Annotated in this window: 17 protein-coding genes; 4 read left to right on the top strand and 13 right to left on the bottom strand. The window is 33.9% G+C overall.

What is annotated here, in order from left to right; translation table 11 throughout:
- Both N4A35_15940 and ttcA read right to left on the bottom strand, forming a co-directional pair.
- Positions 1 to 2208, bottom strand: coding sequence for a S9 family peptidase (locus N4A35_15940; GenBank protein ID MCT4582904.1), 2208 nt, complete (start codon positions 2206 to 2208; stop codon positions 1 to 3).
- Between the two features lie 50 nt (positions 2209 to 2258).
- The gene (gene ttcA / locus N4A35_15935; GenBank protein MCT4582903.1) at positions 2259 to 3113 is read right to left on the bottom strand and encodes a tRNA 2-thiocytidine(32) synthetase TtcA; all 855 of its coding nucleotides are present in this window, start codon (positions 3111 to 3113) and stop codon (positions 2259 to 2261) included.
- A 171-nt stretch (positions 3114 to 3284) separates the two neighbouring features.
- Between ttcA and N4A35_15930 the strand changes: the two genes are divergently transcribed.
- The gene (locus N4A35_15930) at positions 3285 to 4412 is read left to right on the top strand and encodes a glycosyltransferase family 4 protein (GenBank protein ID MCT4582902.1); all 1128 of its coding nucleotides are present in this window, start codon (positions 3285 to 3287) and stop codon (positions 4410 to 4412) included.
- 2 nt (positions 4413 to 4414) lie between these two features.
- Here N4A35_15930 and N4A35_15925 read toward each other — a convergent pair whose 3' ends face one another.
- Entirely contained in the window at positions 4415 to 5338 is a 924-nt protein-coding gene (locus tag N4A35_15925; GenBank protein ID MCT4582901.1) for an AraC family transcriptional regulator N-terminal domain-containing protein, read from the bottom strand.
- 348 nt (positions 5339 to 5686) lie between these two features.
- Between N4A35_15925 and N4A35_15920 the strand changes: the two genes are divergently transcribed.
- Positions 5687 to 6007 carry a DUF779 domain-containing protein gene (locus N4A35_15920; protein MCT4582900.1) on the top strand — a complete coding sequence of 107 codons (321 nt, stop codon included), beginning with the start codon at positions 5687 to 5689 and terminating at the stop codon, positions 6005 to 6007.
- On the opposite strand, the gene N4A35_15915 is transcribed toward N4A35_15920, so the two are convergent.
- From N4A35_15915 to N4A35_15905, 3 genes are all read right to left on the bottom strand, one after another.
- Complete coding sequence (locus N4A35_15915; protein ID MCT4582899.1) at positions 6004 to 6264, bottom strand: hypothetical protein; 261 nt, start codon at positions 6262 to 6264, stop codon at positions 6004 to 6006. The two genes, N4A35_15920 and N4A35_15915, sit on opposite strands and share 4 nt — an antisense overlap.
- A gap of 11 nt (positions 6265 to 6275) precedes the next feature.
- Positions 6276 to 6821, bottom strand: coding sequence for a hypothetical protein (locus N4A35_15910; protein ID MCT4582898.1), 546 nt, complete (start codon positions 6819 to 6821; stop codon positions 6276 to 6278).
- A gap of 126 nt (positions 6822 to 6947) precedes the next feature.
- The gene (locus tag N4A35_15905; GenBank protein MCT4582897.1) at positions 6948 to 10181 is read right to left on the bottom strand and encodes a gliding motility-associated C-terminal domain-containing protein; all 3234 of its coding nucleotides are present in this window, start codon (positions 10179 to 10181) and stop codon (positions 6948 to 6950) included.
- Positions 10182 to 10415: 234 nt separating this feature from the next.
- Here N4A35_15905 and N4A35_15900 point away from each other — a divergent pair, with 234 nt between their 5' ends.
- Positions 10416 to 11177 (top strand): hypothetical protein, encoded by a 762-nt coding sequence (locus tag N4A35_15900; GenBank protein MCT4582896.1) that lies wholly within the window; start codon positions 10416 to 10418, stop codon positions 11175 to 11177.
- Positions 11178 to 11407: 230 nt separating this feature from the next.
- Entirely contained in the window at positions 11408 to 17851 is a 6444-nt protein-coding gene (locus N4A35_15895) for an FG-GAP-like repeat-containing protein (GenBank protein ID MCT4582895.1), read from the top strand.
- An 87-nt stretch (positions 17852 to 17938) separates the two neighbouring features.
- On the opposite strand, the gene N4A35_15890 is transcribed toward N4A35_15895, so the two are convergent.
- The 7 genes from N4A35_15890 to N4A35_15860 form a co-directional block, all read right to left on the bottom strand.
- Positions 17939 to 19963 (bottom strand): NADPH-dependent 2,4-dienoyl-CoA reductase, encoded by a 2025-nt coding sequence (locus tag N4A35_15890; GenBank protein ID MCT4582894.1) that lies wholly within the window; start codon positions 19961 to 19963, stop codon positions 17939 to 17941.
- A gap of 135 nt (positions 19964 to 20098) precedes the next feature.
- Entirely contained in the window at positions 20099 to 20731 is a 633-nt protein-coding gene (locus N4A35_15885; GenBank protein MCT4582893.1) for a flavin reductase family protein, read from the bottom strand.
- A 1-nt stretch (position 20732) separates the two neighbouring features.
- On the bottom strand, positions 20733 to 22193 hold the full coding sequence (locus N4A35_15880) for a DNA photolyase family protein (protein MCT4582892.1): 1461 nt from the start codon (positions 22191 to 22193) through the stop codon (positions 20733 to 20735).
- Positions 22186 to 23283 (bottom strand): deoxyribodipyrimidine photolyase, encoded by a 1098-nt coding sequence (locus N4A35_15875; GenBank protein ID MCT4582891.1) that lies wholly within the window; start codon positions 23281 to 23283, stop codon positions 22186 to 22188. Before N4A35_15875 ends, N4A35_15880 begins: the two co-directional genes overlap by 8 nt.
- Entirely contained in the window at positions 23280 to 23570 is a 291-nt protein-coding gene (locus N4A35_15870) for a TIGR03643 family protein (protein MCT4582890.1), read from the bottom strand. The genes N4A35_15875 and N4A35_15870 overlap by 4 nt, the downstream gene beginning before the upstream one ends.
- On the bottom strand, positions 23551 to 24021 hold the full coding sequence (locus tag N4A35_15865) for an SRPBCC family protein (protein ID MCT4582889.1): 471 nt from the start codon (positions 24019 to 24021) through the stop codon (positions 23551 to 23553). Before N4A35_15865 ends, N4A35_15870 begins: the two co-directional genes overlap by 20 nt.
- A gap of 2 nt (positions 24022 to 24023) precedes the next feature.
- Positions 24024 to 24194, bottom strand: a complete 171-nt coding sequence (locus tag N4A35_15860; protein MCT4582888.1) for a Lacal_2735 family protein — start codon at positions 24192 to 24194, stop codon at positions 24024 to 24026.
- Between the last annotated feature and the right edge of the window lie 3 nt (positions 24195 to 24197).

The raw sequence follows: 24197 nt of genomic DNA, 5'->3' as shown, positions 1-24197 counted from the left end.
TTAGAGTTTATTAAGGATAAATTGAGTCATTTTGTTATACAAGTGCAAACGAGTTAAACCACCATAAATTCCATGATCTTTATTAGGATAAGCCATAAAGTCAAAAGGAATATTTTTTTCAACTAAAGTATTAGCCATTTCCATTGCGTTTTGGAAGTGAACATTGTCGTCGGCAGATCCGTGTATTAATAAATAGTTCCCTTTAATTTTATCCACATGGTTAATAGGGGAGTTACTGTCGTAGTTTTTCCCGTTTTCTTGAGGAGTACGCATAAAACGTTCTGTATAAATATTGTCGTAATACCTCCAGTTGGTTACAGGGGCAACTGCAATTGCTGACTTAAAGACATCTGCTCCTTTAGAGATACATAATGAAGACATGTAGCCTCCGTAACTCCATCCAAAAATTCCAATTCTATTTTGATCAATATATGGCATTGCTCCTAATTTTTTAGCTGCCGCTATTTGATCTTCAGTTTCAAACTTCCCTAATTGTAAGTAAGTACTGTGTTTAAATTCCCTACCTCTATATCCTGTTCCTCTGGCGTCTACAGAAACAACGACATATCCTTGCTGAGCTAAAGATTGGAACCAAAAGTAATTTCCATATTCCCATTTATCATTCACGGTATTGATTCCAGGTCCACCATACACAAACATTAAAAGTGGGTAAGTTTTTTTCTCATCAAAGTCTGAAGGTTTAATCATCCAAGCATTTAATGCTGTTCCGTCATTATTCTTTACCGTAAAAAACGTTTTGGGGCTAATATCGTAAGTTGCCAAAGTTGCTTTTAACATTCTATTATCCTCTAATACAATTGGAGCGTGTTTAAGGTGGGTACTTTGAACTGTTACGGTAAATGGCGTGTTAGCATCAGAGTGGTGTAAGAAATAATAATCGAAAGTATTACTAAAATTAGCATAGTTGACACCATCTTTTTTGGATAAAATATTTTCTTTTTTGCTTTTGAGGTCTATACTATAAACTTCTCTTTGCATTGGAGTTTTATGAGCAGCTTGAAAGTAGATATTATTTGTTTTTTCATTGATTCCATAAACAGTGGTAACTTCCCATTCTCCAGAAGTAATTTGTTCTTCTTTTCCAGAAGTATAGTCTACTTTATAAATGTGATTAAAACCGTCTTTTTCACTGGTCCATAAAAATGATTTTCCATCTTTTAAGAATGTTATGTTATCATGAATATCAATATAGGTTTTAGATACTTCAGCGTAAACAACTTTAGTCTCTACACTTTTATTGTTAGGACGATCTGGTAAAAAAGTACCCATCCAGATCTCCAATTCGTTTTGTAAACGGTTCAGTTTCTGTACACTCAATGTGTTGGCATTTGCCCATTTGATTCTAGGAATATAAATATCAGTTTCACTGCCATTGTAAAAACCTGTTGTTCTATTTTGGTTGATTTCATATACATGAACAGTTACTAGAGAATTGGCTTCTCCAGCTTTAGGGTATTTAAATCTTTGATGTTCTGGATACAATGTACCATAAATCTCCATTTGAAATTCTTTTACTTCACTTTCATCAAATCGGTAATAAGCAATTTTACTCCCATCTGGAGACCACTCAAAACCTTTGTCAAAACCAAATTCTTCTTCGTAAACCCAGTCAGTCCCACCGTTAATGATTTCATTATATTTTCCATCAGTAGTAATTTGAGTTTCTTTTCCTGTAGTAAAATCAACAAAGAATAAATTATTTTTTCTTGTAAAAGCTACTTTATCTTCAGTAGGAGAAAATTCAGCTAAACTTTGTTTTCCTTTAGAAAAGTCGGTAAGTGGTTGTAAATTTTTGGTAGCAAGATCGTAAATATAATAATTGTACTTTCTTGAGTGGCGATAGATCTTTTCACTTTCTGTAGCAATTAAAATTTTAGATTCTGACGGGTTAAACTGATAATCTTCTATACTAACCCCTTTGATTCCATTTTTTTCAAAAATAGCATCAGAGATAATGGTTTCTTTTTGAGTAGGTGAGTTGTACCTCGCTTTTTGAATCATTGAGCCTTTTTGGTCGTAATCCAGCGTTGTAAAATGTACCCCATCATTCATCGAATTGATTCCATAAACATTTTTAGCAGAAAATGTACGGGAAGCCCAAATGTCTTTATTGGTGATTTTTTTATTTTGTGCAATTGTTTGTAGGGTTAAACTAATTGACAATAGCGCAATGATATATTTCAACATGTTAATCGTTTTTTTTATTCAATAAATCAAATTTCAATCCAAAATGAGTATTAGATATATTTTTCAATATCTTCTCCCTCAATCTCTTTCCCATCCATAATAAGAGATTCTAAATCTTGAAAGTTATAGATCGCTCTATCCAAAAGGTGAGTAGGGGATACGTTCTTCAGTGCGTTAAACATAATTGCTTTTCGATTGGGGAATTTTTTCTCCCAGTTATTTAACAATTGTTTGGTCAGTTGACGTTGCATATTGGGCTGGCTACCACATAAATCACAAGGAATAATTGGAAAGTCTTTCTCTTGTGCATAAATAATAATTTCTTCTTCTTTACAGAATGCCAATGGTCGTATTACTTGTAATTCTTTATCGTTGGTAATAAACTTTGGAGGCATGGCTTCAAGTTTTCCTGCAAAAAACAAGTTGAGGAAAAATGTTTCTAAAATATCTTCTCTATGGTGTCCTAAAGCAATTTTATTACATCCCAGCTCTTTAGCCGTTTCATATAAAGCACCTCTTCTTAATCTTGAACAAAGACTACACGTCGTTTTGCCCTCCTCAAGCACTTCTTTTACTACACTGTAAGTATCTTGTTCTACGATTTTATATTCGATCCCTAATCCAGAAAGGTATTCAGGTAAGATGTGCTCTGGGAAATTAGGTTGTTTTTGATCTAAGTTTACAGCAACTATATTAAATTTTACATCTGAGTATTTCTGAAAATGAATCAAGATATCTAACATGGTATAACTGTCCTTACCTCCTGACATACAAACCATTATTTTGTCCCCGTCTTCAAACAAGTTATAAGCTTCATGAGCTCTCCAAACATCAGTTCTTAGTCTTTTGGTATATTTTTTTAATAGGTTGGGTGCCTTTTTGGTTATGACTTCGTTATTTTCCATGTTATCTACGCTTCACTAAAATTCACACAAATATACTATATTTTATGCTTATAGCATTTTCAACTCAGGTTTACTGTCACAAAAGCATTTGAATATTGTTGTTAGGTTTGTTATTTTTGTCGAGAATCATATCAATTAACGCCAGAAAATTGATTGTAACAACAAGATAAAATGAAAATAGGTTTTGACGCCAAAAGAGCTTACCACAACTATACTGGGTTGGGAAACTATAGTAGAGATTTAATCCAAAACTTATTGACTTATTATCCCGATTTTGAGTATCATTTGTATGCTCCAAAAATTGGGAATAATCCCAGGTTTAAGTTCGTTGAGCAGTATGATAATGTTTATCCACATTTTCCAGAATCACCTTTACATAAAACGTTTAAAGGTATTTGGCGTTCTGTTGATTTAGAGAAGTTTTTAGTTAAAGATGGTATAGATATCTTTCACGGATTAAGCAATGAGATACCAAGAAGAAAGAAAAAAAGTAATGTAAAGCATCTAGTAACAATTCATGATTTAATTTTTAAGCGTTTTCCGAATACGTATAAAAAAATAGATCGAAATGTTTACAATACAAAGTTTAAATATGCTGCACAAAATGCTGATAAGGTAATTGCTATCAGTCAACAAACAAAACAAGATATTATTGATTTTTATAAAGTAGATTCATCGAAGATAGAGGTCATTTATCAAACCTGTCATCAAAATTTTAAAGAGCAATATTCAAATGATTTTAAACTAAAGGTAAAACGTAAGTTTAACTTGCCAGATAATTATATTTTGAATGTAGGAACAATTGAAACAAGAAAAAATTTAAATGCAATTTTACAAGCTGTTCCCACTATGAAAAATGATTTGCCGATTGTAGTGGTAGGCAGAAAGACAAAGTATATGAACTTTTTAAAAGTTCAAATGGACAAATTAAAGGTAGATAGCAAACGTTTTATTTTTTTAGAAAATGTTGCTATTCATGAGCTTCCGTCAATCTATCAAATGGCATCAGTGTTTGTTTACCCTTCTGTTTTTGAAGGTTTTGGAATACCAATTATAGAAGCTTTATATTCTAAAGTACCTGTTATTACTACAGCAGGAGGATGTTTTCCAGAAGCTGGTGGCGAACATAGTTTATACTTAGATACCAATAACTTTGAATTATTGGGGAATACGATAGATGATTTGTTAATGAATACGAATCAACAAGTTTTAATGAAAGAAAAAGGCTATGAATATGTGCAACGTTTCAACCCAAGAGCATTAACAGAGCAATTGGTAAATCTTTATCAAAATTTATAACCTTATTTTTGTTTAGGGTTAAATAATTTGATGTACTGTTTAGGAGTCATCAACTCATGCTCTTTAAATTTTCGGATAAAATAACTGACACTATTATATCCTGTTTTAAAGGCTATTTCTGATAAAGTATCTCCTTTATTTTCCATTAATAGTTTTTTGGAGAATTTAATTTTCTCAGAGTTGAGATAGTCTATAGGTGATATTCCTAAGGTGTTTTTGAACTTTTTATGAAAATTAGAAACACTCATACACGCTTTTTCAGCAAGCGTTTCGACGGTAATATCTTTGTTCGTAAAATTCTTTTTGATGTATTGGATTGTATTTCCAATTCTTGTATCTTCAAAAGAAGCATTTAGATCGTTTAGAATCACAGTTTTGGCCTTAGTTTGTAAGAGCCTAACAATTAACTCTTGAATCGTTAAGTCGATCAATATATCCTTAGATTTATCATTTGAAGTAAATGTATGTATCAATCGATGGAGTACTTGATTCACAGCCATGCTATTGATTAAAGGTGAGGTACTTTGATCTAATTCCCAACCATTATTTTCATGTTCAATTTCAACACGTTTATTAAAATAGTGTACAATTTCTTCGATCTTATGTGTATCTATTCCAAGGGCTAAACATTGGGTCGGAGCATTCAATTCGGCATCAGGAAAATCAATAATCAACTCATTATTTTCTGGCATGATGAGCGATTCTCCAGGTAAAAATTCAAAAGGCTTATCGGCAGTATGCATAATCTTTTTTCCAGTTAGCATACTTGCTATAATGGGATAATTAAACTTTAAGTTGACTTTTTCAGCATATTCGAAAGTTTCAAAAATATTTAACTCAGCATACTGGGCATTATAAATCGTTCTGTTTTCAACAAGTGTTGACAGTTTACGATTGGAAAGATGTTGCCTTAATAATGCGTCCATATATCAATGATACAAAAAATATGTAAGCAAAAAAAATAGATATGTTCAATTTATTAATAGATATGTTCAATCATACTAAAACAACTTATAAATACCTTTATACTAAGATTATAGACTATTGTTAAAAAGATTAACTCGTGCAATTAAAAGTAATATGAAGCGAGCAGAAATCATATCAATAAATATGGGTGAGAATTGATTAGAGGCGATTAAAACTATATGATTTGTACCTATGCTAATAGAATAAGGTTGTTGATGATTAGGTAAGGAATTTTATTAGCGTAGGTGCTTCATTTTATTATGAATAGAAAAGTTTGTTTTTTAAAGAACTAACTAAAAAAGTAAAATATGTTATCAATTAAAGCTACAGAAAAAGCTACCTCGACTTTAAGAAGCTATAAGGAAAAGTATAAAGAATTGATTTTACATTATGTAAAAGATGAAAAAAATACATTATCACCTATACTGTTGCCTAATGAAAAAGCATATTTAGAAGAAGACGCAGTATGTATTGAATCCTTTGGAGGAGTAGAATTATATGTAGATTCAACAATTGAACCTTCGCTTTATAACCTTGATGAATTAGTATTAGATATAGAAAAAGGTGAGGGGTCAAGTTATTCTTTAGTTGCTGAAACTGGGCAGCATTTTACACTCAATAAGGTTTAACGAATATCAGCCTTTTCTAAATCTTTCACTTGGAAAGTTAACACTTCTGAAAAATCAATTTTCAAAGATTGATACTCTTCATCGAGAATAAATTGATAACCCTCAATTGTAATTTCCTCGGGAATTAGTTCGGCTTTTTTATATTTTTTAAAAGTCTTACCAATTAGCTTTGAATGAGAACGTTCTATAGCAACCAAACAGTTTAAAGCAGTATTGGTATAATGATTATAACTAGGTGTATCAATAGCTAATTTCATGGGGTAGATGATTATCGAACACTCTTTTGAAATTCAGTCTTCATATAGTCAATAGCAGTAGCTGTAGGAATTTGATCAAGTTTAGCTAAGATTTCAAAAATAACAGCACTTAATTCTATTCCTGTTGAAGTTTCTTTCATCTCACTTTTAGCCATATTGATAATTTTAACCGTTTCTTCCTTGGCTTGCTTCAATTTATCCCAACTTTTTTTAGAGATATACAATTGTTGAACCATATTGTGGTTATATTCTTCTCGTATGGTATTCAATAAACTATTGTGTAATTGATTGGCATTCATATAAGGTTTATGAATACGCATAATTAAGTTGTTAGGATCAATTCGCTCTAAATATAGAATAGAACGCTCATAAGCTTGATTTTTTAAAGGAATAAAATCTTTTTTAGCTTGTAGTTTAAATTCTTCTTGTTGCAGCTTTAATTGTTGGCTGTTGATACTAAGCTCTCTGTTTAAAAATTGTTTCAACATAAAATAAACAATTCCAAAGACTAAAATAGAAGGGATGGCTAGCTTTATTATTTCTAAAATTTCATTCATGTGATTATCCGTTTTATAACGTAGAACTCAAAGTTAATAAAAAGGTACACGTAAATAAGTGTTTTATTTATAAAAAAAGGGAAATCAATTGATTTCCCTTTTCTAGTTTAATGAATTAGATGAAGTTTAGCGCATTAAGTTGACGTGTCCGATTTTAACAACATCTTTAGAACCTTGGTCTAGCGTTCTAATATTCCAAATATAAGTGTCCGATTTACAAGGCTGCCCTTTATGCGTACCATCCCACATTGGATAGGTTTTTGAAGAAGTCCAGATTAGCGTTCCCCAACGGTCAAAAATTACTAGTTCATATTCAATTAAGTCTAAGCCTAATCCACTCGCTCCAAAGTAGTCGTTGTCGCCATCACCATTTGGTGTAAATGTATTGGGAACAAAAACAATAAAGTCAGGATCTATAATCACATCTTTACAAATTGAATCAGAACATCCAATAATATCTTCCACCAACAAGCAAGTATTATATGTACCTGCAGAATCACTAGGGTAAGCATGAACATAAGGACTTCCCGTTCCTACCTCTACACCTTCAACGTACCAAGTGAAAACAGAACCATTTAACGAAGCTTCTGTCAAAGTAATATTAGGGTTAAACATTGTAGCAGGTTGAGGAGAGGCACTAAAGTCGGAAACAATATCAACAGGTGCTACAAAACTAAATGTGGTATCCTGTTCACAAGCATTATCATCGATTACAGTTAATGTATAATTATTTAAACAAACATCACTAACAGAATTACCAGTATTGGTTGAAAGTGCTCCAGACCATTGGTAGGTCGGCATATTAGATATTGTTCCACCAGTTACACTTGCTTCAACAGCTCCATCACAAGTGTTATAACACGTAGGGTCACTGATGTTTAATGAAATAACCATGGCAGGAGGTTCTTGTAATGTTATTGTTGTATCAAAAGTACAGCCTGCTGCATCAGTTATTGTAGCATTATATGTATCGGCAGCAATATTGTTAAATACAGCTGAATTTTGAGGACCATTTCCAATGTCATAGGTAAATGGAGATGTTCCCCCCACTGCAGAAAGTACAATTCTTCCACTATTATCACCGTTACAAATCAAATCTACAGAGTTTACTGTTCCTCCTACTGAACCAACATCATTTAATGTCACAGTAGAATCTCTTAAACATCCTGTAGCGTCAGCGATTAATAAATTATAAGTTCCAGCACTTAATCCTACAAAATTTGAGTCTAATGAATTGTTAACACCATTATCGATACTAAAACCAAAAGGAGCTTGTCCTCCTGTAGTTGAAAAAACGATGGCACCATCACTACCTCCACAATTTGGATCAGTTAGCGTTAATGAATAATCAAAAGATGGAGCCATTAATTCAATAGTGGTATCTTTTTGACATCCATTGACATCTTGTACAGATAAGTTGTATGTACCTTCTGCTAATGTAGTAAAGTTAGGAGTGTTCACAAAGTTAGCTCCATTGTCAATACTATAAGTATATGGAGGCGTTGTGCCAGTTACAACAAATTCGATTGCTCCATCAGCTCCTCCACATGAAGGAGTTGTTGTATTCAGAGTGTAAGAAAAAGCATTGGAGCTAAAATCAAAGGTGGTATCCTTGCTACATCCAGCTGTTACATCGGTAATTGAACAAGTATAACTTCCTTGCCCTATCATTGTTAAGTCTTCTGTGGTCCCATTGGCTCCCCAATCAAAAGTATAGTTTCCAGAACCATTGGTGATGGTTAGGTCTATGTTACCATCATTGTTTCCACATGTTGGGGCTGTAGTAACAGCTGCAATGTCAAAATTACAACAAGCATTATCTATTGTTATGGTTACATCATCAGATATAGGTGCAACACATGCATTGGAATCTACTACAGTTAAAGTATAAGTTGTTGTGGCTGTTGGACAAACTTCTGGTGTTTCAGAATTGGGATTGTTCATGTTTGTCGTTGGTGCCCAAGTGTAGATACCTGAATCTAAGCTGTCAATATCGTTAAAGGTGATGCTCCAACCAGATAATTCAGCAGAAGCTCCAAGAGTAACACTTGTAGATTCAAAGGTAAGTTTCCAAGTACCATTAGTACTGCAACCATTTAGATTAGAGAAAGGTTCGTTTGGATTCCAGTTTCCAGCTGCAGGAAAACCACCGCCATTAATGTTTCCTCCTCCAGCAGGAACAAAGCAAACTTGACCATATGGGCCACTAGCAACACCAGTAGGAACTAGTTCAATTGAACAACCATCAGGAGTTGTTAGTGTTACTGTAAACTCATCTTCATCAAGTGGAGAAAGAAAAGTCCCATTAGCTTGAAAAGCATCTACACAGACACTTGCAATTGTACCATTTGTTAAGGTTTGTTGGTTAATGTTTTGAACATTAATATTCGTTTCAGCCGTAATACCAAGGAAACCAGAAGCATCTTCAGCTTGGTTATTCGCATAATGCTTAATTCCTCCATGATTAACAATGACTCCAGCTTCACTATCTAAAGTGATGCAATCTCCAGCGCAAATGGTTGTATCTGTTCCGGCATAAACTTGTAATACAGGAATTTTTACTGGTACAGTTATCGTCTCGGTACAGGTATTTGTACCGTTAGTTATTTGTGCAGTAAATGTTGTTTCTGTTGTTAAACAAACAGGAGTAGGATTGGCTCCTCCACTAGATCCTTGTGGGTAATTGTAGTTATCATGCGACCAACTGATTTGAGAGGTTGGATCATTTAATGTAATTTGAACATTGTCAATACCCCAGTGATCATATTCAGCTCCAGAAACATCATCTTGGTGCCATTGGATTAAAGTGTTGTTGGTCATTGCTCCAGGAGGGATGTTAACGCAGTATTGGTTCCATGCCGTTAAATTAGGGTCATTTCCTCCATTGGGATCCCAATATTGAATGTCTATCCAAGTTGCTCCATTGTCAATAGAATATTGTAGCGCAACTCCTTCATCACTTTCATCAGGACCTTCACATGGAGATGCATCACCTTGAACAGCAAATCGCATTTCAAAACAAATTACACCACCTGGAGATAAATCTAGTGAAACAGTAGTCATATCTCTAGGGTTTATAGCTTGGTCTCCCATCCACATAAAATCAGAACCATCAGGCGCAGGAACACCACAGGTATTGTTGGCTATCGTTACACTTTGAGTAAACTGCCAGCCTGTAGGGGAACCACTATTAAAGTCTTCTTGGAATGCTACGTTACCATCCATTGAACCAAAAGCACTTAAAGTTACACATTCTCCACAAAGAAGAGAATCAACAGATGAAATAAGGTTTAAAGTACATTGTCCCCAAACATTAGTAAATAGCATTAGAGACAATCCTATAAGGTATATTTTGTTCATTTTTTAGTTTAAAAAAATTATTTCCGTTCAAAAAGACGGTGTTTGTATAAAAAAGTTGCCTTTTTAGGAGGGATAAACTAAAGTCAACCTAACAAAAATAGATTATTATATGTAATTATCCATGTGTAAGTCAAAATAAATTAATTTTTAAGTTAAATTCATGTTAATGAACTTACATTTTTGTATTTTAGGCACGACTTTTGGAAAATTGTCTAAAAACAAAACTTTTTGATTATGAAAAACATACTGATAGTACTTTCGATATTCTTTTTTTCGCAAAAACTCATAGCACAAGACTATATGGATTTATTGGCTTTAATCGCTGATGAAAAATATGAGAAATGCTTATTTAAATGTGAGAAATTAATGGTCAATGAAAAGACTAAAAAAGAGCCTTTACCTTATTTATATGCATCGATGTCTTATTATGAAATGAGTAGAGACCATAAGTTTAAGGATGATTATCCTAAAGCGTTTAAAAACTCATTGTCTTATTTAGGGAAGTATAGAAAGAAAGATAAGTCATACGAATATAAGGAAGATGCAGAGGAGTTTATTGAAAAGTTAAAGTTTATTTTATTGGAAGAAATTGAAAACTATGCGTTGGATGGTACAGAAAAAAGTGCTAAAAAAACCGCTTCTTTAATGAAAAAAATTATCACATTTGATCCAGATGATCATGGAGCTAAGTTAATTCAAGGATTAAATTATATTTTATCTAAAAATAAGACAGAGGGGAAAAAAGTAGTTGCTGATGCTTTTGAATTAATTAAAAAGATAGGAACGGATATTGAGTTTGGTGACATGACGGAAAGTCAACAAGCATATTTAAAATTTGCTTTGATTGAATATACGAAGTTTCAACAACCAATTGACCCTGTAGGAGCAAAAGAAACAATTAGTTTAGGACACCAGTTCTTCTATGAAAAAAGAGATGACTGTTTATTGGATGATAATTCTGATTTTAAAACATTGTATGATGAAGTAACAGGATAAAACCAGTTGTAATAGAACTATTGAAGCCCATGAACTTTATGTTTATGGGCTTTTTTTATGAAAAAATAGAGGATTTATTGGTGATGATATGGTTGAATATTTTCCATAATTTGTAAAATCATTCCCAAAATGAACCAACAATTTTACTGTTTTTTTTGTAACTACCTGTAAATCAGTTGTTGTTTTTGTTTGGTGTGATTATTTCTCTTTTAGGAGCAAACCCCAAGAATATGAAGAGAATATACTACACACTACTTTTATTACTAAGTTATTTAGTTACTCAAGCTCAGTTTAATTTAACACCAGAATCAGAATTGACGGTTTGTCAATCATCAAGTGTTTTTCAAGTAAAATATATTAATGACGGAGCAGCAAGCTTAACAGGCGTAAACTTAAAAATAAAGTTGCCTCAAGGGATCGCTTATGTAGCAAGTTCAGTAGTAGAACAGACGAGTTTAAATGTTCAAGAGTTTAATGTGACGAGTGATACAGCATTGATCTTTTCTGTAAATGATATTAATGTAGGGGATAGTGTTCAGTTTTCAATAGCTTATACTGCTAATCAAGATGCAATTGCATTTCAGAATTCAGGAGGTATTTTTAGAAATGGGATAGATCTTTTTTGTAATGAGGATACATTATCGACACAAAGTGATAGTTATAACATACTTTATCCTGTTTTGAGTATATTAAGTGTGACACCAAAAAATCAAACGATAGTAAGTGGGACATCTTCTTCTAGAACAATCAATATTATTAATGGGGGAAATGGTAAAACGGATAGGATTTATTTAACAGATGTACAAAATACGGGGAATTTAACAGTCTTGGGGAGCAACATCGGCACCATCAGTGGGGATACAATTATATTGTCTGGTGCCGATTTTAGTTCTATTGGAAATAATGATCACTTTTTAGATCAAAACGAATCGATTTCAATTGTAGAAACGTTTTCCGGAACAAGCTGTTCGGATGTTTTAAATCGAACATCTTTTAATGTTTTGTGGGGATGTGAGGGAGATCAAATTAATAGTTCAACAAGTTATAGTAATATCACAATTGATTTTCAAACACCATCATTAAAGTTAGTGGCTTCCGAAAGTTTAAACTCCTGTTTTGGTAATGGTAATGCTTCAGCGCAACAATTATCTGTAATTAATACCGGTTCTGGACTAGCGTCTAATGTAGCTATTGATATCTATAAGTCGAAAGGTAATGGATATAATGAAAATATTTTTTCTAGAATTGATGAAAACTCATTGACCTATAAAGTAGGTGCCAATGGACAAGTTATCAATGTAACCAACGCTGTGAATACTGTCTGTAATTCAGCAGGCGATTACAGTTGTTTAGGGAATAGTCCTATAGGGAAAGTAGCGTTTACATTACCCGATTTATTACCAGACGATACCATTTATATTAATTGGGATTCTTATTCTTGTTGTTTACAAACATGCAGTAATGATGCGGTTAAAGGATGGGAGTCTGATGTAAGCTATTCGGATGTTTGTGGAAGTCAAAATTATTCTAAGTCATTGGTTGGTCAAAATGACAATTCTCAATACGTTACATTTTTTACAGAAACACCTTTAGAGTTATATGCCAATCAAACAGAAGATGTAACATTTTTATTTTCTAGTTATAAAAACAACCTTCCAGTAGGGCCAGGAGCGAATTACACAGCTACTTTTACTTTACAAGAGGGAATCACTTATGAGGGCATTAACTTAGCTTTAAATGGTGCTTCACTAGCAGCAACTTCGGTCAATTATAATACTAATGATAATATTGTAACAGCTATATTTCCTGCAAATACAGGGTTTAATTTTAATAAAAGTGAAATGACCTTATCAATCTCAGGTGATTGTGGTTCGGCTGGCTGGAAAACGATAGACATGACACTAGATTATGTGCCAGATACTACTTGTTCACCATCTTGTGCAATACCTATGGAATGTAATACTCAAGTTTCAACATACCTGTATTGTCCATTAGGAGCTTGTGCCTCATTAAATGTTTTAGATTTTCAAATTGAACGTACTAATTTTGGTGCGCCAGATAATAATATTGATGGGTTGGCTGATGGCTCTGGGAGCTTAGATTTTTCTAAAGTAAAAGTAAACAGAGCCATGGTAGGGGATACAATAAAAGCAACAGCAACAGCAGTCATAGCAGCGACAGCAGCTACTTGGGATTATGCGAATTATACTTCGTCTGTAGACTATGGAAGCTCGTTATCATTTATTGATGCTACTGTAACTATTTATGATGCAAGCGCTACAACCTCCCATATTGTAAATGGGGTAACAGCTACAACGGCTACCTCTGGGAATCAAAGAGATTTTGATTTTGATTTATCAGTTGCTAACCTTTCTGGATTAAATGCTAGTTTGATCGGTTATCAATATGCAACTGAAGATTCGATAAAAGTAGAAATGAATTATCGTGTGAGTTCTTCGGTTTCAGGATTAATAAAAGAAACGCTTTTTATTAATGAGTTTTATTTAAGTGCAGTAGCTAATCCGACAAGTGGGCAAAAAGAATCATGTATTGCGAAGCATGGATCCATTACATTGATAGGATACAGCTGGAGAAACAATAGTGCTAATAATGCTACGGTGAATTCATGTACTAAAAATATCGTTCAAAATTTTGGCTTATCTATAGGCCCTTTATCAAGTAATTATGGGGGAGGAAATTTATTCCCTTATGAGTGTAGACAATGGGGATTCTTAAAAGAAGCTAAAGTAGTAATTCCAACGCATTACTCAGTAATCTCAAGTAAAATACAACAATATAGAACAAGAAGAACAAACTATACCACCACGCAAACGATAAATGGTATTATGCCAGATGCTATTAATGGAGATACGCTTTATTATGATTTAGAACAATATTATAATTCTGGGCAATTAGTTGTGAGTGATGATGGCTTTCATGGAAAATTGACGGTTGAAATTGCTCCAGCTTGTACATCTCCAAAGAATGTTTATGAAAATATTTATTGGACCTTTAATTATGAAGAAACAGCAGCCATTAATGGTGTAGAGACGGGGTATATTAGTGCTTCAGGGCCTGATAGGATTAGGTATTCTCCACCAGCATTAGAGGTGTCTTCAGAAGCGCCTTGGCAAGATGCGAATACCAGAAGTGTTGAATGGGATTATAAGGTGAAAAATACGTCAAGTGCAGGAGCAGATAATGCATGGGTACATATCAACCCACCTAGTAATATTGTGATTGATTCAATTGTAAATGATAATACCAGTCAAACATTAACGTTACAAAACGATATTTATTTAATTGGGTCAATAAGTGGAGGAGCAACAGCGAACTTAACCATATATGGAACTTATTCGAATTGTGATACTGTTTTGATGACCGTTTATTCAGGGTTTGAATGTACAGGTTACCCAACAGATTTTGCAAGTTTTACTTGTGGATACGAAAGCATGGTACTATATGTAGAACCTAAACAATCGGCTTTTCAAACTCGTTTAACCTCTGAGCTATTAGAAGATCCGTGTAGTAAACAGGTGAACTTAACGGTGGATGTAACGAGTGTAAAGATTGCGCACATGTATGATATGACCATAGAAGTCATTTCATCTGATACGACAAAGATTATTGTTTTAGATGATTCGAGTCAATTCCAATATAATATCTCAAATTCATACAATACGATTGGAGATCCTACTTTTTCGAATGGAATTTATGAATATGCCATCAACGATTATGAAGCATCTTTTCAATCAGATGGAATCCCAGGAATATTAGATGTTTCTAACAATAGATATCGTTTAAGAACAGCCTTAAAATTAGGAGAACAATTTTTACAAGGAGATTATGTACAAATACGAATTAATGGTAAAAATGCTTGTACAGAAAGTGTACCTACAGTGAATTTAGCTTATGATCCAAATTCGAAATTTCAGAAAGATAATACAGCAGGATTGCATTTAGATATAGGAAATAGTTGGAGTGCATCTTGGGGAGATTACGATAATGATGGATACGACGATTTGTTTGTGCCAGTTAATGATATTACTGAACCGAATATACTTTATCATAATAATGGAGATGGAACATTTTCAAAAGTTACAACAGGAGCTATTGTTACCGATTTAGGGACATCAATTTCAGGAACATGGGGAGATTATGATAATGATGGGAATTTGGATTTATTTGTAACCAATAACGTTAACTCCACCAATAAATTATACCATAACAATGGAGATGGAACGTTTACTTCTATTCAAAATAATCCAGTTGTAGATGAAGGGATTTATTCACATTCAGCGGCATGGGCAGACTATAACCAAGATGGAAACTTAGATTTAGTTGTTTCAGACTTCCATTCAACACATTTCAATTATTTATTTAAAGGAGATGGACAAGGAGGGTTTACTCCAGATGCATCAAGTGTTGTCGCTCAATCTGCTACTTCGGCTGTGGGTGTTGCATGGGGAGATATGGATAATGATGGCGATTTAGATTTATTTATAGCGAATACAAATGGAGAAAATAACCAGTTGTTTAAAAATGAAACGGGGGTATTCACTGAAATTCTAACAGGAGCGGTTGTAACAGATGGAGGAAACTCTGTAGGAGGTGCATGGGGAGATTATGATAATGATGGGGATTTAGATTTATATGTAACCAATTCAAGTATAATAGAGCCTAACTTTTTCTATGAGAATAATGGTGATGGAACGTTCTTGAAAATAACGAATAGTATTGTGGTAACAAATATTTCTAATTCCCATGGGGCTTCATGGATTGATTTTGATAACGATGCAGATTTAGATTTAATTGTAGCCAATAATCAAGGGAATAAAAACTATTTATTTGCTAACAATGGAAACAAGACATTTACAAAAATGAACAATGCGATTACTGAAGATGAAAATGATTCTTATGGTACTGCATGGTCTGATTTTGATAATGATGGTGACTACGATTTATTCGTGTCCAATATAGATGAGAATGCCAATGATTTCTTCATTAATGAAAAGGGGTCATGTACCAATCATATCGGTGTAAAATTAGTAGGTTGTAACTCTAACAGATTTGGGATAGGGGCAATGGTTAAAGTGAAGGCTACTATTAATGGTTCTCCAGTATGGCAGACAAAACATGTTTCTACACAAACGTCTGCCATGGGAGGCCAAAACTCGTCTACTCTTTTATTTGGAATATTAGATGCAACTGCTATTGATAGTCTGATTATATTATGGCCATCAGGTGTTGTAACCAATATGTTGGCACCTAGTATCAATCAAATACATACAATCAATGAAGAGTGTGGAGCTAAAATTTCTGGAACAGTTTATCATGATGCCAACAGTAATGGCGTTCAGGATCAAGGAGAGAAAGGAATTCCAAATCATAACTTAATGGTAACACCTGGCAATTTCCAAGTCTTTACTGATGAAAATGGTTATTATCAATTGTATGTAGACAATGGAACTTATACCATTAATCAGTCTGAGCATGCTAATTGGACACAAACAACTCCAGCAAATGAGGAAGGATATGTTGTTGAGGTAAATCAAGAAAATGAGACGCATTATTCAAATAGAGATTTTGGAAACAATGCAGTCTGTACTTCACCAGATTTAACGATGCATTTGGGGACAACAGCTTTTAGAAAAGGATTAACCAATATGTTGAATGTCGTAGTGAATAATGAGGGAGCTTATGATGCAACAGACAACATTACAGTTGCTTTAGTTATGACAGATAATGTCTATATTTTAGATAATAATTGGATTCTGTCTAACGAAAATGGAGGGTATCGAACTTATTCCCTTACTTTCTCCGGGATAGATGCGCTATCGGATACTGTGTTTAATTTAACCGATTCTGTGGATGTCAATGCTGCATTAGAAGAATTGGTTACAATTGATGCCACTGTTAGTTATAGTAATACAGAATGTAGCACAGAGAATAATGCTTATTCGATGACAGATGGAGTAGTAGGGTCATTAGATCCAAACGATAAGATGGTTTTTGTAATGAATAAGGGAATTCAAAAAATAGCCAATAGAAATGACCGTTTATATTATAAAATTAGATTCCAAAACATAGGGAATTATGCAGCAAGAATTGTAAAAATAATAGATACACTTTCGAACAATTTGGATTGGAACACGTTTGAAATTGAAAGTTCATCACATCCGTTCTCAGTATCGTTGGTGGATGGAGTAGTCACTTGGGTAAACTATAAGATAGAACTACCAGATTCAGCAAGTAATCCAGAAGGAAGTATGGGGTATGTCTCATTCTCCATATTACCTAAGCAAGATTTAGCTCCATATACTCCTGTATATAATAAAGCAGCTATTCAGTTTGATTATAATGAATACATCATTACCAACAATACCAAGATTTTGATTAGTGAGCATTTATCAGATACCGACCAACCGTTTGTGTTAGCATATCCAAATCCGGCAAACGAAAATACGAATATACTATTGATAGGACATGATAAAGAACACATTGAAATGGAACGTATTGAATTAACCAGTATCCATGGAAAAATAGTTCGTTCAATTGCTGTTAATAGCACAAAAGTGAATGTCCCATTAAACGGATTAAGGTCAGGAGTTTATATCATCATTGTAGTAGATAGGGTAGGAAATCGTTACCAATCTAGACTGGTCATTAACTAGGATAGATTGGGTTGATTTCCGATGAATACCACATTAGTTTTAGTTTAAAATTAATGTGGTATTTTTTTGTAAAATGCTAACTGATCTTTACAGTTGAGCTGCGAGTTCGCTCCCTTGCTTAATCGCTCGTTTTGCGTCTAATTCGCTTGCTAAATCAGCTCCTCCAATCAAATGAACACTTTTACCCAATTGTTGCAAAGGAGCTTCTAAATCTTTTTTACTGAGCTGACCAGCACATACAATAATTGTATCGACATCAAGTAGCTCTTCTTTATCTTTTCTTACAATGTGTATACCTTGATCAGAGATTTTGTTGTATTGAATACCATTGAGCATTTTTACATGCTTGTTCTTAAGCGATAAACGGTGTACCCAGCCTGTGGTCTTACCAAGACCAGCTCCAACTTTAGTTTCTTTTCTTTGTAATAAATAAACACTTCTAGGAGAAGGTGGAACATGAGCTGCTACCCCTTCAATACCACCTCTAGCTTCGTTGGTGATATCAATTCCCCATTCTTCGCAAAATGCTTTAACATTTTGAGAAGTGGCCTCCCCTTCATGGGTAATGTATTCTGCTACATCAAATCCAATACCTCCTGCACCAATAATGGCAACTTTTTCTCCTACGTTTTTCTTGTGTTTCAAAACATCAATATAACTGAGAACTTTAGGGTGGTCGATGCCTTCAATTTTAGGTGTTCTAGGTGTAATTCCAGTAGCTAAAATTACTTCGTCAAAATCTTTTAAATCTTCAGCACCAACTTTGGTATTGAGTTGTAGGTTGACTCCTGTGAGTTCTATTTGTTTATTGAAATAACGAATCGTTTCGTAGAATTCCTCTTTACCAGGAACCTGTTTAGCAATATTAAATTGTCCTCCAATTTCAGATGCCGCATCAAATAAGGTGACATGATGGCCACGTTGAGCAGCAACTGTTGAAGCTGCTAATCCAGCTGGTCCAGCTCCGACAACAGCAATGTTTTTTGCTTTTTTAGTTGGCGTATAATTTAACTCCGTTTCGTGACATGCTCTTGGGTTTACTAAACAACTAGCTGTTTTTCGTTTAAAGATATGATCTAAGCAAGCTTGATTACAACCAATACAGGTATTAATTTCATCTTCACGTCCTTCTTTTGATTTGTTTACCAATTCAGGATCAGCTAAGAAAGGTCTAGCCATAGAAATCATATCTGCACAACCGTCAGCCAATACTTGTTCAGCAACTTCTGGATCGTTGATTCTGTTGGTTGTAATTAATGGAATATTAACTTCGCCCATCATCTTTTTAGTCACCCAACTAAAGGCAGCTCTTGGTACCATTGTCGCAATGGTTGGGATTCTAGCTTCGTGCCATCCAATCCCTGTATTGATAATCGTCACTCCTGCTTTTTCGAGTTCTTTAGCCAATAAAACAACTTCTTCCCATTGACTACCTCCAGGAACTAAGTCTAGCATTGATAAACGGAAAATAATAATAAAATCTTTGCCAACACGCGCTCTAACTTTTCTAACAATTTCTAAAGGGAATTTAATCCTGTTCTCATAAGAACCACCCCATTCATCTGTTCTTTTATTGGTTTTTGCTGCAATAAACTGGTTAATTAAATAACCTTCAGAACCCATAATCTCTACGCCATCATATCCTCCTAGTTGAGCTAATTCAGCAGCTTTTGCAAAATCATTAATTGTTTTTTTGATTCCTCGCTTACTTAAAGCCCAAGGCTTAAAAGGAGAAATAGGAGCTTTTAAAGCACTCGGAGCTACAGCAAATGGGTGGTAACCATAACGTCCTGTATGCAATATCTGCATACAAATTTTTCCACCATGTTTATGGACTTCATCAGTTACGATTTTATGTTTTAATGCTGTTTTTTTATTGGTCATTTTACTAGAAAATGGACCAACCCAACCTGCTACATTGGGCGCAATACCTCCAGTTACAATTAATCCAACACCTCCTTTGGCACGTTCACCATAATAAGCTGCCATTTTTTCATACCCTCCTTTATGTTCTTCGAGTCCAGTGTGCATAGAACCCATTAAAAACCTATTTTTTAGCGTTGTAAAACCTAAATCTAAAGGCTCGAATAAGTGTGGATATTTAGTTGACATAGTGCTTGTATTTTGTATCGATTTTGTCAAAAATACAAATAATATACTAATTGGTATATTTTATACCCAGCTCGATGATTATTTGAGGTGATTCTAAATAAGCATTATATTATTTTAATATTAAGATCATATGCTTTATCCAAAAAATGGTAATTCAGTTAATCTGGCATAGGGAAATGTAGTTGTTTTTTTTAGTTGGTAATAAGTATTGAGCCCTCCTACACCTACAGAATCTGCTTCCTCTAGGTTTAAATAACCTTTTTCACTAATGAGATGACTTGGGAGGACTAAATGTTGAACTTTACCAATGATTAAGCGGGTATCATTAGATTTAATGTGTAGAACCTCTTCTAGTGTTGCACCAATTTTAATGATTGATTCTTTTACAAAGGGCGCGTTAAAATTATAGGCGTATTCTTCGGTTAACTTACATTCGTTAAATTCAGATTGGTCGGCTGAAAATTTAGCAGAAGTATAGTGTGCATTTTGTAGAATGGAACTGTTTACGTGGTTGACCGTAAATTGATTGGAGTCGATAATATTTTCAAAAGTGTGTCTTCTTACTTCTGTAGAGGGGCGCATAATAAAGCCAATTAAAGGTGGATTACTTCCAATATGCATTAAAGAATTAAAAATAGCTAAATTAGTTTGCTTAGTTTGGTTAACCGTTCCAATTAGATTGGCTGATTTAATACCCGATAACGAGTTAATAATATTTAATCTTTTTTTATGATCTAAATTGAGTATATCTTGTCTTGAAAAATACATATTATCTTTTTTTGTGATTACGTGTATGTGTTATGATTAAACGTTTCTTTTCTTGTTGAACGAGTTTATTTTTTCGATGCCCCCATACTTTTTCTTTTGCTTTTTTGCTACTACTTGCGATCTCGACAATAGGGGATGGATAGTCTAATTTTATTTCGTTGAACTTTTGGTCTAAAGGTGTCATTTTCCAAGGCTCATGGATAAATTCTTTGGGACATTCTCGAAGCTCGGGAATCCATTTTTTAATAAAAATCCCGTCAGGATCGTGATCTTGTGATTGTTTTATGGGATTGTACATTCGTATAGTATTGATACCAGTTGTACCTGCTTGCATTTGAAATTGAGGGTAGTGGATTCCTGGTTCATAATCAAGGAATTGTTGAGCAAGGTAATAAACTCCTAAGCGCCAATCTTGATCAAGGTTATAGCATAAAAAAGAAACGACCATAGCACGCATTCTAAAATTAATCCATCCTGTTTCTTTTACACATCTCATGCAGGCATCAACCAAAGGATAACCCGTTTTTCCCTCTTCCCATTTTTTTACCCAATCAAGATTATTGTTGTGTTCTAAAAGTTCATAGCCTCTGTTGATACAGTGGGTTTCATACCGGCATTCAACTTCAAATTTTTGAATAAAATGACAATGCCATTTTAAACGAGTAAGAATACCATTAAAAGCCTTTTTATTAGTGGTGTAGTTGGGGGAGCTTGCAATGTATTGAAAAGCTTGTTTGATTGATATATTTCCCCAAGCTAAATAAGGAGAGATTCTACCACATGATGTTCTGCTTTCTAATGGTTTAGAAATATATTTGCTATAATTCTTGCCTCTATCTTGTGTAAAGGTGGCTAAATACTTCCAGGCAAACTGTTCTCCAGCTGGTTGATAACTTTTGGGGTATTGATTTATTAATGAAAGTAGTTCATTTGGAACAGTAAATTGATGCTTCCAATTTAAAACAGCATGTTGTTTGTAGGTATTTTTAATAAGAGGAGAATTAATGAACGTTTTCCATTTACTATCCCAGCCAGTTCTGTTGTTAATTCCTCTAATAATTCCATCCCTTTGATATTCTAGCCATTGTATTTGGTTAGCGTTGAAAAATGTTTTAACCTTTTTATCTCTATCCCAAGTACGTTGGATACCACTTTCTTGGTAACTGTATACCGTATTGATTTGAAATTGATTCGATAGGGTTTGAAATATAGCTAATGCCTCTCCATAACATAGTGTTACTTGCTGATTAAATTGAAGCATCTTTTTATTCATGGCTAGAATAGAGTGATAGATGAATTGTAGGTGTCTCAATGAGGTATCTTTATAATTGATCATCGAGGGTTCCATAAGATAAATAGTAAGATAGGGAAGATGACTATTCTCTGCGTTAAAAAAAGGAAGGTGATCTTGGAGTCTTAAGTCTCTTTTTAACCATACTATATTTATCACTTGTTTAGCCATGAGTCAATTCAGGTTTGCACTTTTTCCAATAGGAGAAAAAGGTGTTATGATAGCCTTGCGTTGAAAAAATCCATGCTCTAGTTTCTTTAATTCCTATAAAATGGTGGTTGGTAGGATGTTCTTTAAAACGAATTGGCTGGGCTTTAATTCTTTGATAGAGCGTTTCGAATTCACCTACATATACCTGAATATTGGGGATGTTTTGGCTTAGAGCAATGGCAAAGTCAATAGATTTTTGACTGACAGGGTATTTTTTAAATAAAGAGGGTTCAATGATAAAAATTCGGTTATAATGAGCGTTTACGTGCCAGTTGGGATCAAGATTGTAATAAGTATATAATAAAGTTGGTTGAGTAGTGTCGATTTGAACTTCTTTTGACTTTGGTAACGGAGTTTGAAGTGTTATTTCCAATGTCTCTGTCAATTCGTTAGGTGTTGGAAATTTTCCAAGCTCTTCATAGGAGGTATCTAAAAATGTTTGCGCTTGAGAGGAGTAAAAATATTTATTGATATTCTCTTGATTAGCAATATATTTTTTATTGCTGTTTGTTCCTGCTACCCACTGCCAACTGAGTGCATTACTAGCCCAGTCGCCATCAAGTAGGTGATAATACATCCATTTAGCTGGGGTTAACCAATGACTTTTACCTAAATTACAAGCCAATGAAGCGATATACATTCTCATGTGGTTATGTATATAGCCAGTTTCATATAAATTCTTTATTTGTTGATCTATAGCTGATATGCCAGTCGATGCATTGACTATTGCTTGAGGAATGTTGTGGTTGAGAACAGGATTTTGTTGGTGTTTAATATCAGTGTCAATTTTCCATTTTAATGCATTCCAATTATGTTGAAAATGTTCTCTCCAAGCTAATTCTTGAATAAACTTTTGCATTTCGGAAGGGACATATCCTTTGGATATTAGACTGTCATAGATTGTCTTAGTAGAGATTACGCCTCTTGAAATATAAGGAGAAAGATAAGTCACTGCCCCATCAACAAAGTTTCTGGTCTTGGCATATTGAATAGGATCGATATCAGTAATCAATTTGTATATAGCTTCTATTTTTGTGGGGAATGGTCTCATCTTTTGGATATTTTGTTTTGCGTGATATGTTTTTGTCTGGAACATTTAAAACGCGTAATTGCGCTGTTTCTCTTTTTGAGGTGTTTTAAACTTACTTTACTGTTTACCCTTTTTCTCCATCTTTTAAAGCTGGAAGACTTGAGGTTTCTCCGCATTAAGGTTATGACTTCCTGTTCCTTAAGGTTAAATTGATAGTCAATTGCTTCAAAAGGCGTGCGGTCTTCCCAAGCCATTTCAATAATCCTATCGATGGTACTTTCGCTAAAACTATTCTTGGTATTTTCCATATTTTTTTTCAATTGCATGCACTCTGTAGTCAAATATCTCTTTTAATTTATTTTGGATAAATAGCTTGTTGGCTATAGCTCCTAAGATTCCAAATGGAGGTGAATAAGTTACAATATCAGTCATTAACACTCCTTTTTCGATAGGTTTAATAAGATGTTGATGATGCCAAAGGTTGTAAGGTCCTATTCGTTGTTCATCTATAAAAAACTGTTTGTCTACTACTTGAGTAATCTCAGTCATCCAATCTGTTTTTATTCCTAGAAGCGGACTAACTTTATAGGTAATGATAAGACCAGGATACATTTTATCAGGTGTATTTTCGGAGGTAATATCAAAGCCCATATAGTTTGGGGTAATCTCTTTTAGATTTCTCGGGGAAGATATAAAGTTCCAAATATCATCAACAGTACAGTTTATTTTTTGTTCTCTTTTAAATTGATAAAAAGCCATGGTTATGATGTTTTTAGTTGTACAATTTGCTGGGCAATTTCCTCAGCTTCTTTATATTTTTCATCGCTTTTAGTTCGATTAACCTGTGCGAGAAGAAAAGCCTCTTCTAAGCATTTTTTATATTTTACTTCAAGCTTTTCTAGATTTGTTTTCTTTTTGAAAAAATGAAACATAAC

It is taken from the genome of Flavobacteriales bacterium (assembly GCA_025210295.1).
In the GTDB taxonomy this organism is placed as follows: domain Bacteria; phylum Bacteroidota; class Bacteroidia; order Flavobacteriales_D; family Parvicellaceae; genus S010-51.
Note: the sequence above shows the minus strand (reverse complement) of the source record. Positions and strands in the feature narration are given on the sequence as shown.